General features: G+C 63.8%; 10 protein-coding genes. 7 read left to right on the plus strand and 3 right to left on the minus strand.

Going from position 1 to position 11,527, the window contains the following annotated elements:
• Positions 1-309: 309 nt before the first annotated feature.
• A complete protein-coding gene (locus RBA95_RS12805) occupies positions 310-774 on the plus strand; it encodes a hypothetical protein (RefSeq protein ID WP_306017261.1) in 465 nt (154 codons plus the stop codon).
• A 57-nt stretch (positions 775-831) separates the two neighbouring features.
• On the opposite strand, the gene RBA95_RS12810 is transcribed toward RBA95_RS12805, so the two are convergent.
• Positions 832-2,019 (minus strand): thiolase family protein, encoded by a 1,188-nt coding sequence (locus RBA95_RS12810; RefSeq protein ID WP_306017262.1) that lies wholly within the window; start codon positions 2,017-2,019, stop codon positions 832-834.
• Between the two features lie 199 nt (positions 2,020-2,218).
• Between RBA95_RS12810 and RBA95_RS12815 the strand changes: the two genes are divergently transcribed.
• Entirely contained in the window at positions 2,219-2,605 is a 387-nt protein-coding gene (locus RBA95_RS12815; protein WP_306017263.1) for a type II CAAX prenyl endopeptidase Rce1 family protein, read from the plus strand.
• On the opposite strand, the gene mnmA is transcribed toward RBA95_RS12815, so the two are convergent.
• Positions 2,602-3,738, minus strand: coding sequence for a tRNA 2-thiouridine(34) synthase MnmA (mnmA, locus tag RBA95_RS12820; RefSeq protein ID WP_371933615.1), 1,137 nt, complete (start codon positions 3,736-3,738; stop codon positions 2,602-2,604). The genes RBA95_RS12815 and mnmA overlap by 4 nt on opposite strands.
• A 288-nt stretch (positions 3,739-4,026) precedes the next feature.
• Here mnmA and RBA95_RS12825 point away from each other — a divergent pair, with 288 nt between their 5' ends.
• From RBA95_RS12825 to RBA95_RS12845, 5 genes are all read left to right on the plus strand, one after another.
• Positions 4,027-5,727 (plus strand): methyl-accepting chemotaxis protein, encoded by a 1,701-nt coding sequence (locus tag RBA95_RS12825; protein WP_306017265.1) that lies wholly within the window; start codon positions 4,027-4,029, stop codon positions 5,725-5,727.
• Between the two features lie 117 nt (positions 5,728-5,844).
• On the plus strand, positions 5,845-7,071 hold the full coding sequence (locus RBA95_RS12830) for a methyl-accepting chemotaxis protein (RefSeq protein WP_306017266.1): 1,227 nt from the start codon (positions 5,845-5,847) through the stop codon (positions 7,069-7,071).
• 103 nt (positions 7,072-7,174) lie between these two features.
• On the plus strand, positions 7,175-8,272 hold the full coding sequence (gene ychF / locus RBA95_RS12835; RefSeq protein ID WP_306017267.1) for a redox-regulated ATPase YchF: 1,098 nt from the start codon (positions 7,175-7,177) through the stop codon (positions 8,270-8,272).
• A 73-nt stretch (positions 8,273-8,345) separates the two neighbouring features.
• On the plus strand, positions 8,346-9,221 hold the full coding sequence (locus tag RBA95_RS12840; RefSeq protein WP_306017268.1) for an enoyl-CoA hydratase-related protein: 876 nt from the start codon (positions 8,346-8,348) through the stop codon (positions 9,219-9,221).
• A gap of 44 nt (positions 9,222-9,265) precedes the next feature.
• Entirely contained in the window at positions 9,266-10,510 is a 1,245-nt protein-coding gene (locus RBA95_RS12845; RefSeq protein ID WP_306017269.1) for a multidrug effflux MFS transporter, read from the plus strand.
• 6 nt (positions 10,511-10,516) lie between these two features.
• Here RBA95_RS12845 and RBA95_RS12850 read toward each other — a convergent pair whose 3' ends face one another.
• The gene (locus RBA95_RS12850; protein WP_306017270.1) at positions 10,517-11,410 is read right to left on the minus strand and encodes a 23S rRNA (adenine(2030)-N(6))-methyltransferase RlmJ; all 894 of its coding nucleotides are present in this window, start codon (positions 11,408-11,410) and stop codon (positions 10,517-10,519) included.
• Between the last annotated feature and the right edge of the window lie 117 nt (positions 11,411-11,527).

Genomic DNA, 11,527 nt, shown 5'->3' on the forward strand with positions numbered 1-11,527 from the left:
CGATCTGAGACGGGTTTGGCAAGCGACGCGCAGCGGACAAAGCCATGCTGCACCGCATCATAAATCTTCGTTCTGCGTTGAAGGAACACGCCTTGGCGCGCCCTTGAAGGCGGGCGTCAGCCGCCCCGATCCTGTTGTCCAGATGGGCCATCTCAGCACGGATGGCGCGGGCGCGCTCAAGCGCCACCCCTGCGCTTGCGGACCGGAAACCCGCCATAGCCGCTTATAATCTCAGTCCAGATGATTCAGGAAACGTAAGCGTTACCCCGCCAAGCTCGGGATATCCCGTTATGCTGCAGGGACTCCCTCATGCGCACCAACCTGTCTGACATGCTGATCGCACGCCGTCCGCGCATCTGGTATCTGGCGGTGGGCGGCGTCGAGACCATTCATGGCGCCATGGGCAATCTGCAGACCCTCCAGCATCGGGTCCAGGCGGACCGCATTCAGGGCGCGATCATCGATTTCAGAAAACTGGACGGCTATGACCCCAAACAGGACTGGATGGGGTTCTTGAAGGGCGTGGACGCTTATACGCCCCATGGCCTGCCCATCGCCTGGCTGGCGCATTCACGCGGCTCCCATGCCGCCCGCCAGCTCGCCCAGGCGGCCCAGAGGGCTGGCGCGCTGTCGCAATACTGCGTGAACTGGGAAATGGCGCTGATGACGGTGGGCCTGCGCGCCTCGATCGAGGACCCGTTACCCTCGCTGATCCCACGGCCAAAGGACTCCAAGCCGCCCGATGACACGGATGATATCTTCTATCTGGACTGACATGAAAAAGCCCCGGCCTGACAGCCGGGGCTTTGACGTTCAGCAGATCAGCGCTGATCAGTTCAGGCGTTCGATGGCGACCGCCGTCGCTTCGCCGCCGCCAATGCACAGCGACGCCACGCCCTTGGTCTTGCCCTGGCTCTCGAGCGCCGCAATGAGGGTGACCATGATGCGGGCGCCGGACGCGCCGATCGGGTGACCCAGCGCACAGGCGCCGCCATTGACGTTCACGACGTCATGGCTGAGGCCCAGCTCTTTCATCGCGATCATCGGAACCACGGCAAAGGCTTCGTTGATTTCCCAAAGATCCACATCATCCTTGGTCCAGCCCGCCTTCTCGAGCACCTTGCGCATGGCCGGAACCGGCGCGGTGGTGAAGTAGGCCGGCTCATGGGCGTGCGCCGCCGTGGCGACGATCTTCGCCAGCGGCTTCAGGCCACGGCGTTCCGCTTCGCTCTGGCGCATCATGACCAGCGCAGCCGCGCCGTCGGAAATGGCCGAGGCGTTCGCGGCCGTCACCGTGCCGTCCTTGCCGAAAGCCGGCTTCAGGCTCGGGATCTTTTCCGGACGCGCCTTGCGGGGCAGCTCGTCGGTCTCGACCGTCACATCGCCCTTGCGGCCCTTGATCGTGACCGGGGTGATCTCGCGCTTGAAATCGCCCTTTTCGGTCGCCCGCGTGGCGCGCGCCAGGGTTTCCAGCGCATAGGCGTCCTGGTCTTCACGAGTGAACTGGTGCTCACGTGCGATCATGTCGGCGAACACGCCCATGGCGTTGCCTTCATAGGCGTCTTCGAGACCGTCCTGGGCCATATGGTCCTTGATGGTGTCGTGACCGTATTTGAAGCCCGTGCGGTGGTTCGGCAGCAGGTGCGGCGCATTGGTCATGGATTCCATGCCGCCCGCCACGATCACCGAGGCATCGCCCGAGGCGATGGAGGCGCGACCCATGATGGCCGCCTGCATGCCCGAACCGCACATCTTGTTCAGCGTGGTCGCCTCGACCGATTTGGGCAGACCGCCCTTGATGGCCGCCTGGCGAGCCGGGGCCTGGCCCTGACCGGCGCTGAGCACATTGCCCATATAGATGAGGTCCACATCATCGCCCGCGACGCCGGCTTCGGCGAGGGCGGCCTTGACCGCTTCCGCGCCCAGCTCATTGGCGGACAGCGCCGCCAGTTCGCCCATCAGGCCGCCCATCGGGGTGCGCGCCATGCCAACGATGACAATCGGATCTTCGGCACTCATTGTCCGTCTCCTATCATTATTGCGGCCGGCTCGGCGGCCGGTCATTGAGGGGGAGAGAAAGGCCTTGTTTCGCACCGCGTCAAGTCTGCTCGCATACGCAGCAGTCCGGCTGAGGCGATGGCCGGATCGCAAAAGCCTGGCTCAATTGCTAGGCGCGGTCGGGGTTTTCCTGTCGTGCGCCCTCGCAATTCACATACTTATGAGCCCTATTCACCTGTCTATGAGCCTGCCCGGATTGCGGAATGATCCGGATGCATTTCTACTTCTGGCAGTGATTGCATTCTTTGCACCCGCTCTGGGAGAGGAGCTGGTCTTCAGGGGCGCGCTTCAACCCCGGGCCGTGAGTCGCTCCAAGGACTGGAGTCTCGCCCTCCTGTCGCTCGCCGGGTTCGTACTGTGGCATCCAGTGCAGGTCTGGCTCGGCCTGCCGATGGCGCAACCGGTTTTCACCGAGCCTGCTTTTCTCTTGCTCGTCGCCATTCTGGGCGCCTTGTGTACGGCCCTCACCCATCTTTCGGGCAGTTTGTGGCCCGCCATCATCCTGCACTGGCTTGTGGTGATCGGCTGGAAAGCGGGGTCGGGCTAAGCCGTCGCCCTGATCCAACCGCCGCCCAGCACCCGATCATGATCGGGATGGGAATAGAACACGCAGGCCTGGCCCGGCGCGACGCCCTCTTCACCCGCTTCCAGAAGCACAAAGACGCCGGTCTCGCTGACTTCCAGCACAGCCGGTTTGGGCGGACGGGTGGAGCGCACCTTGATCCCGACTGTCAGACCGTCAGCCTCGTCGAGATCGCCATCGCCGATCCAGTTCACGTCATGCAGCGCGATCCTGCGCACTTTCAGCGCCTCGCGCGGCCCCACGATCACTTGCGCGGCTTCCGCATCCAGACGCACCACGTACAGCGGTTCGCCGGTGGCGATGCCCAGTCCGCGACGCTGGCCGACCGTATAGCGCAACACCCCCTCATGCTGGCCCATCACGCGGCCATCAAGATGCACGATTTCGCCGGGGCGGGAGGCGCCGGGACGCACTTTCTCCACCACCGAGGCATAGTCGCCGTCCGGGACAAAGCAGATATCCTGGCTGTCGGGCTTGGCCGCCACGATCAGCCCCAGCGCGGCTGCTAGCTCGCGGGTCTGTTCCTTGTTCAGATGCCCTAGCGGGAAGCGCAGATAATCAAGCTGCTCCTCAGTGGTGGCGAACAGGAAATAGGACTGGTCCTTGCCCGCATCCGCCGCGCGACGCAGCTCGGGCCGGTTGCCGTTCATCGTGCGCTGGATGTAATGGCCCGTGACAAGGCAATCCGCGCCCAGTTGTTTGGAGGTCGCCAGCAGGTCGGCAAACTTGACTGACTGGTTGCAGCGCACGCACGGGATCGGCGTGAAGCCCGCCAGATAGGTGTCGGCGAAATCCTCGATCACCGCCTCGCGGAACCGGGTTTCATAGTCGAGCACATAATGGGCGAACCCCATGGCTTCGGCCACGCGGCGAGCGTCATGGATGTCCTGACCCGCACAGCACGCGCCCTTGCGGTGCACGGCCTCGCCATGGTCATAGAGCTGCAAGGTCATGCCCACGACCTGATAGCCCGCACGATGCAGCACCGCCGCCACGACAGAGCTGTCCACGCCGCCGGACATGGCCGCCACCACGCGATGGTCGGAAGGCTCGCCGCCCAGATTGAGAAATTCGCCCGTCAGCCCGTATTCGGCCATCAGCGCGTCCACGCGCGCTTCATCAAGGGTCGGCGCCGGCATGTCAGGCGTAGGCGCGCCCGCATCAGTGCGCGGCGCGTTGGAAATCAGTGTGGTCATCATCCTCTCCCTCGCCGGTTCAAGGCCGACGACGAACAGCAACAGGAGCGCGGCATATAAGGCCAAAAGCCACGCAACACCACACAACCAGATCACATTTTCTTTGTTAACGCCTTTGCCGGAGACTTTTTCAGCTTTTGTTAGGCACACTCATGAGTTCGTGGGTGCGGTCCATACATGGGGATTTTGATGTCCAACTCTCTTGTTACACGGCTCGTCGCCCTGATCTTGGGGCTCGTCGCCATCGGGATCTTGCTGACGGCGGTTTCGTCAGGATGGGTGATCAACAATTCGATTTCCCGCTCTGCGTCTGAAGCTCAGGAAATGAACTTGCGGGTGGCGGCCGCGACCTTGAAGACCACGCGCCTGCCCGAACTTGAAATCAGCTACGATAGCCAGGGCGATATCTCACGGCTTGTCGCGCCCGCCCTGCCCGAGTTCAGCTCGCACGAGATGATCGACTCCATCGGTCAGCAAACCGGCCAGACCGCCACCTTGTTCATCTGGTCAGAGGCGGAGCGCGACTTCTTCCGCCGCACCACGAATATCGTCAAACCCGATGGCAATCGCGCCGTCGGCACCCCGCTCGGCCAGGGCGCAGTGTATGACTCGATGATGGCGGGCCAGGGGTTCCGCGGCGAAGCCACGATCCTGGGCAAGGACTATTTCACCGCCTACCAGCCGGTCTTCACGCCCGAGGGGGAGACCATCGGCATCCTGTATGTGGGCGTCGAGAAAGCCGCGATCATCGCCACGCGCAACCAGGTTCTGATGATCACCGGCCTGCTGGCGCTGATGGCGCTGGCGATCGCCGGCGGGGTCGGCTTCTGGGTCAGCCGCCGGGCGCTGTCGCCCTTGCACACGGTCGCCGGCACCATTGATGAAGTGGCCAGCGGCAATTACGCGCCGAACCATCAACATCTCAACCGCAAGGACGAGATCGGACGCATCGCCAAAGCCGTGCGTGATCTGTGCGGCAAGCTTCAGGACGCCGAAGCCCTGCGCAAGGCCGAGCTCGACAACCAGGCGACCGAAGCCAAACGCGCCAAACGCCTGGCGGAGGAAATCTCCAAGTTCGAGACTGCCGCTCACAAGGTGCTCGGCGCAGTGATCGAAGCGGCGCGCGAAGTGCATGCCTCGGCCGACGCCACCCGCGCGACCTCCGTGGAAAGCCGGGACCGTCTGATCAAGGTCAGCGAAGCGGCCCAGGCCGCCAGCGCCGGCGTGCAGACCATGGCCGCATCAACCGAAGAGCTGAACGCCTCGATCGGGGAATTGCGGGGGTCTGCGGCTCGGGTTGCGGAACTGACGTCCGCTTCGGCGGGCCAGACCCAGCAGAGCCGCGCCAAGATGGAAGACATCAGCGAATCCCTGAGCGGCATGACCGAGATCATCGCCGGCATTGATGCCGTCGCCGAACAGACCAACCTGCTGGCGCTGAACGCCACCATCGAAGCGGCGCGCGCGGGCGAAGCCGGCAAGGGCTTCGCGGTGGTCGCCAGCGAGGTCAAGGCGCTGGCCGAACAGACCACCAAGCTGACCGAGACCATCAACGCCCGCATTCAGAACTTTAAATCCCTCGTCGATGAAGCGGGACAGGCGACCGACAGCGTGGCCGACGCCATGATCCAGATCGATCAGGCCTCTTCGGAAAGCGCCTCGGCCGTTGAACAGCAGACCGCGGCCGTGTCCGAAATCAGCCGGTCCGCCCAAACCGCCGCAGAGCGCACGGGCCTGGTGGATGAAGAGACCAGCACGGTCATGCAGGGCGCGGAACAGTCCGTGACCAATGCCGAACAGATCGCCGCATTATGCGAGGAGCTGGAATCCAGCGCCTCCTCCATGTCGCAGACCATCAATGACTTCCTGAAGTCGGTCCGCGCCGCCTAAGCATAAGACTATTCACCCGATACCCCTCTGGTGGGTGTGGCTTTAGCCACATCCATTAGGGGGGAATTAACCGAACGGGCCGCATCAGCGTATTAGTCCAAGCTGATGAGATGCCGCATGCCCGCCCTACCGCTTTCCGTTCGCTTCATTCTGGTTTTTCTGGGATTGATGACCTTCGGCGTCATGTTGAAGACCGCGATCTACGCGGCTCTGGGAGCGGGATGGCAGGGCTTCTTGCTGGCCACCGCCATTGCAGGCGGGATCACCGCCGCCGCGGCCTGGCCGGTCATCCAGCGCATGTTCAAGCCCATGCTCGACCTCGCAGCGCGCATGGATGCGGTCTCGGAAGGTGATCGCAGCACCGATGAGAGCCTGGATGCGCGCAATGACGAGATCGGGCGCATTTCCAAGGCGCTCAATCACATGACCGCTCAGCTGCGGGACGCGGAAGCCGCCTCGGCGGGCGAGCTGTCGCGCAAGGCCTCCGAAGCCGAACGCGCCCAGCGGCTCCAGGCCGAGATCGAGACCTTCAAGACCGGCGCGGGTCAGACCTTGCGCGCCGTGGAATCCCTGTTGGAGCAAGTGGTTCACGCCGCCGAGACCTCGCGCAGCGCCGCTGAGGACGGCCAGAGCCGCGCCTCTTCCATGAACGAGGCGGCGCGCGAGGCCAGCAATGGCGTTCAGACCATGGCGGCGGCCACCGAAGAGCTGAATGTGTCGATCAATGAAGTGCGCGGATCCGCCGATCGCGTGTCCAAGCTGACCCGCCGTACGGCGGAGCGCACGCAAGAAAGCCAGGCCAGCATGAACGAGATGGCCTCGGCCCTGGCCGACATGGTCGAGATCATTTCCGGCATCAATGCGGTCGCCGAGCAGACCAATCTTCTGGCGCTGAACGCCACCATCGAGGCGGCCCGCGCAGGCGAAGCGGGCAAGGGCTTTGCCGTGGTCGCCAGCGAAGTCAAAGCGCTCTCCACCCAGACCACAAAGCTCACCGAGACCATTGGCGAACGCATCTCCCGCTTTGAAGCGAGCGTGCAGGACGCTTCCAAGACCGCGGCCGCAATCGTCGAGGAGATCAGCGAGATCGATGCCGCTTCCGCTGAAAGCGCGTCAGCAGTCGAGCAACAGACCGCGGCTGTGGCCGAGATTTCCGGCACCGCCCAGACCGCGGCGCAGAAAACCCAGACCGTGGACGAAGACAGCGTTCTGGTCCGCCAAGGCGCGGAGAACGCCGTCGCCGCCGCCAAACAGATCGCCGAAATGGCCAAAGAGCTGCGCACCAACTCCGACAATCTGTCCAGCCGCATCGACGGCTTCCTCGAAGCGGTGAACGCGGCCTGACCCGTCCCCGTCTGCCCGCCCCCCTTTCCTCACAGGCGCATCCGGCCTATACGGCCCGCCAAAGCGAGCCGGTCGCGGCAAGGATGAGCAGGAGGCGTGCGCCATGGGTTTCAAATGCGGGATTGTCGGTCTGCCGAATGTGGGCAAATCCACCCTGTTCAACGCGCTGACCCAGACGGCGGCGGCCCAGGCGGCGAACTATCCGTTCTGCACCATTGAACCCAATGTCGGCGAAGTGGCGGTGCCCGAACCGCGCCTGACCAAGCTCGCTGAAATCGCCGGCTCCGCGAATGTCATTCCGGCGCGCATGAACTTCGTCGACATCGCCGGGCTGGTGAAAGGCGCGTCGCAGGGCGAAGGCCTCGGCAATCAGTTCCTCGCCAATATCCGCGAGACCGACGCCATCTTGTATGTGCTGCGCTGCTTTGAAGACGGCGACATCACCCACGTGGCGGGCAAGATCGACCCGCTGGCCGATTTCGAGACCGTGGAGACCGAGCTGATGCTCGCGGACATGGAGAGCCTCGAAAAGCGCCGCGCCAACCTCGAGAAAAAAGCCAAGTCCGGCGACAAGGAGGCGAAAGCCACCATCGAGCTGGTGGACCTGGCGCTGGCTGAACTGCGCGAAGGCCGCCCGGCCCGGCGCGCCGACGTGCCCGAGGACATGGCCAAGGAGTGGAAGATGCTCCAGCTCCTGACCTCCAAACCGGTGATGTTCGTGGCCAATGTGGACGAGGACAGCGCCGGAACGGGCAATGAATTCTCCAAGGTGGTCGAAGAGCGCGCCAGCCAGGAAGGCGCAGCCTGTGTCGTGATCTCCGCCAAGATCGAGTCCGAACTGGCGCTTCTGGAAGATGACGAGCGCGAGGAATATCTCAACGAGATCGGCCTTGAAGAACCCGGCCTCGATCGCCTGATCCACGTCGGCTATACGCTGCTGGACCTGCAGACCTATTTCACTGCTGGCCCGAAAGAGGCCCGCGCCTGGACCATCCGCAAGGGCTGGACCGCCCCCAAGGCGGCCGGCGTCATCCATGGCGATTTCGAACGCGGCTTCATTCGCGCCGAAACCATCGCCTATGACGAGTATGTGGCCAATGGCGGGGAAAGCGGCGCGCGCGAAGCGGGCAAGCTGCGCCAGGAAGGCAAGGAATATGTCGTCCAGGATGGCGACGTCATGCTGTTCAAATTCAACGTCTAGAAGCCTCACGCAAGAGCTGACGGACCAGCATTAAGCGCTTAAGCTCCCCGGAAAAACACATCCGGGGAGTGATATGAGCTATTCCACCATCCGCTATGAGGTTCAGGACGGCATCGCCCTTCTGACCCTTCACCGGCCCGACGCCATGAACGCCTTCACCACCCAGATGGGCGAGGAGATGGCGGACGCGTTCGACCGCTCGGACGCTGATCCTGACGTGCGCGCCATGGTCGTGACCGGCGAAGGCCGCGCCTTCTGCGCCGGAGCGGATCTGTCGCTGGGCGCTGAAACCTTCAACGCCGTCGCCACCGCCCAGGCCGAGGGCGAGCTAGTGGACACCGATCCGCAATGGCGTGATTTCGGCGGGCGCTTGAACCTTCGGATCTATGACAGCGAAAAGCCCGTCGTCGCCGCCATCAATGGCGCCTCGGTCGGCATAGGCGCGACCATGATCCTGCCCATGGATGCGCGGGTCGCGCTCAAGGGCGCGAAATTCGCCCTGCCCTTCACCAAGCGCGGCATCGCCTGGGATGGGTGCGCCAGCTGGTTCCTGCCGCGTCTGGTGGGGGTGGAAGCCGCGCTCGATTGGGGGCTGTCGGGTCGAACCTTCCTCGCAGAGGAAGCCCACGAGCGTGGCCTCGTCAGCGAATTGGACGACACGCCCGAAGCCGTGCTCGAGCGCGCGCTGGAACGGGCGCATCTTTTTATTCGCGACACGGCGCCGGTCTCGGTCGCCATGAACCGTCGCCTGTTGTGGCGCATGCTGGGCGCGAGCCATCCCATGGAGGCGCATCGTCTGGAAAGCCGCGCCATTCTTCATCGGGGCATGTCGCCAGATGCGGCTGAGGGCGTGACAAGCTTCCTGGAGAAGCGTACCCCCGACTTTCCAGGCGCGGTTCCGGCGGATTACCCGCCCGGCTGGCCCTGGGACCAAGACCCCGAATACTGACTGTCCCACCTGTGACGGGGTCGGGAGGCGCTTAGGAGGCCCTGATGCAGCACCTGCAATCTCCCGATCCCCTGCGCCCCCAGATCACCACGCGTGAGCTGATCGCCATGGTCGGCTGCCTGATGGCGCTGAACGCCCTGTCGATCGACATCCTGCTCCCGGCCCTGGCCGAAATCGGGCAGGCCCTGGGCGCGCCGGGCAATGACCGCCAGCTGGTGATCACCTCTTACGTCTTCGGCTTTGGCCTGGCGCAATTGGGGTTCGGCCCGCTGTCGGACGCCATGGGCCGACGCAAGACCTTGCTGATTGCGCTGGTGGCCTATCTGGCGGCGACTGTGCTTTGCCTGGTGTCGCAAGGGCTCTGGGCGCTGGTCGCCGCACGCGCCCTGCAGGGCATCGCCGCCGCCGCAACCCGGGTGATCGCGGTCGCCATTGTCCGCGATCTCGTCTCCGGTCGCCGCATGGCGGAAATCATGTCCTTCGCCATGACCGTGTTCACCGTGGCGCCCATCCTTGCGCCCAGCATCGGTCAGCTGATCCTGTTCGGCGGAGACTGGCGGGTGATCTTCATCTTCCTGTTCGTCATGGCGAGCGCCCTGGCGGTCTGGATGCTGACGCGCCTGCCTGAAACCCTGCATCCGGAAAAGCGTATTGAATTGCGTCTGGGCTCGGCGCTCAGGAATTACGCGCTGGCTGCGTCCAACCGCATCACCCTGGGTTATCTGTCCGCCTCCTGCTTCATCATGGGCGCGCTGTTCGCCTTTATCGCCACATCTGAACAGGTGCTGGCCGAGCTTTATGAGCTGGGACCGTACTTCCCCATCGCCTTCGCGGTAATCGCCCTGGGGCTGGCCGGCGCCAATATCGTCAACGCCAAGATTGTCCGGAAGCTGGGCATGCGGCGTATCTCCCACAGTGCGCTGATCGCCTATCTGCTGGTGAACGGGGCGAACATGACGCTCGCACTGTTCGGCAAGCCGCCCTTCCTCGCCTATTTCCTTCTGCTGATGGCGGGCTTGATGCTGTTCTCGATGATCGGGGCGAATTTCTCCGCCCTCTCCATGGAGCCCGCCGGTGATCGCGCCGGCACGACCGCCGCCCTGTACGGCTCTTCGACCGCCATGGCCGGAGCGGTCCTGGGCTCTGTCATAGGGCAGACCTATGACGGCACCGTGCTGCCCATCACCGCGGGTTTCACCGTGCTGGGCGCTATCGCCCTGGGCGTTGTCCTGTGGACCGAAAAGGGCAAGCTGTTCGGCGTGGGCGAAGCCAATGAGCCTGACGCTTGAAGCGGTCTAGAACTCATCCACCATCAGGCTGTCATCGGTAATGCAGCCATCAAGCCGCCAGCCTGCGCCCTCATCCTGCGCCAGCAGATCGGTCAGCCAGGGCAATAGCTTCAGGAGACGCTCCTCAAGCTGGAAGGGCGGGTTCACGACCACGACGCCGGCGCCCGCCAGCGGGCCCTCCTCGCTCAGCTCGCGCACCCACATGTCGGCGCGCAGGAGCTTCTCGCCCTCCAGCCCCTGATCGGCGATCAGCCATTCGGCGAGCCCCACATCAAAGCGTTCCTGGGCCCACAGATCCTTGAGCGGGCGCCAGAAGATGAAGGTGCCCGTGGGCCAGCGCTCCAGGGCGGATTTGGCCGCCTGGGCCATGAAGGCCATCTCGTCGCGATGCTCGAAGGGCGGATCGATCATGACCAGACCACGCTTTTCCCGCGGCGGCACAAGCCCCGGCAGGGCGCGATAACCATCCATGGGCTGGACCTTCACCCGCGCATCGCGGGCATAACGCTGATCCAGTGTGACGGAATCATCCTTGTGCAATTCACACAGATGGATGCGGTCATCCTGACGCGCGAGCCGCGCCGCGATTTCAGGCGATCCGGGATAAGCGGTCAGCGATGCGCTCTCATTCATCGCCCGCACGACATCAAGATAGGGCGCGAGCGCATCATGGAGATCGCCGGGAATGTCCGCGTTGAGCACGCGGCCAATACCCGCTTTCCATTCCGGACTGCGACGCGCCTCGTCCCCGGTCAGGTCATAGACGCCGACGCCCGCATGGGTGTCGATCACGCGGTAGGGCTTGGCTTTCTTGCCCAGATGCTCGAGGCACTGCGCAAGGACAAGGTGTTTGAGGACATCGGCGAAATTGCCTGCGTGAAAGGCGTGACGGTAATTCATGAGGCCTCGCTGACGCGTGTTTTCAATTCGAAATGCCGGGGTCTGAACAATTGTGACCAAACTGTAAGAGATCACGTCTTTGCTCTCGGCGGTGGTCCAGCCTAGTTTGTCACACTT

Origin of the sequence: Oceanicaulis sp. MMSF_3324, assembly GCF_030733545.1 — a bacterium.
Lineage (GTDB): Bacteria > Pseudomonadota > Alphaproteobacteria > Caulobacterales > Maricaulaceae > Oceanicaulis.

Coding starts and splice junctions, on each gene's coding strand:
- RBA95_RS12830 (WP_306017266.1), top strand. CDS start 5,845: ATGCCCGCCCTACCGCTTTCCGTTCGCTTCATTCTGGTTTTTCTGGGA.
- RBA95_RS12825 (WP_306017265.1), top strand. CDS start 4,027: ATGTCCAACTCTCTTGTTACACGGCTCGTCGCCCTGATCTTGGGGCTC.
- ychF (WP_306017267.1), top strand. CDS start 7,175: ATGGGTTTCAAATGCGGGATTGTCGGTCTGCCGAATGTGGGCAAATCC.
- RBA95_RS12840 (WP_306017268.1), top strand. CDS start 8,346: ATGAGCTATTCCACCATCCGCTATGAGGTTCAGGACGGCATCGCCCTT.
- RBA95_RS12845 (WP_306017269.1), top strand. CDS start 9,266: ATGCAGCACCTGCAATCTCCCGATCCCCTGCGCCCCCAGATCACCACG.
- RBA95_RS12815 (WP_306017263.1), top strand. CDS start 2,219: ATGAGCCCTATTCACCTGTCTATGAGCCTGCCCGGATTGCGGAATGAT.
- RBA95_RS12850 (WP_306017270.1), bottom strand. CDS start 11,410: ATGAATTACCGTCACGCCTTTCACGCAGGCAATTTCGCCGATGTCCTC.
- mnmA (WP_371933615.1), bottom strand. CDS start 3,738: ATGGCCGAATACGGGCTGACGGGCGAATTTCTCAATCTGGGCGGCGAG.
- RBA95_RS12810 (WP_306017262.1), bottom strand. CDS start 2,019: ATGAGTGCCGAAGATCCGATTGTCATCGTTGGCATGGCGCGCACCCCG.
- RBA95_RS12805 (WP_306017261.1), top strand. CDS start 310: ATGCGCACCAACCTGTCTGACATGCTGATCGCACGCCGTCCGCGCATC.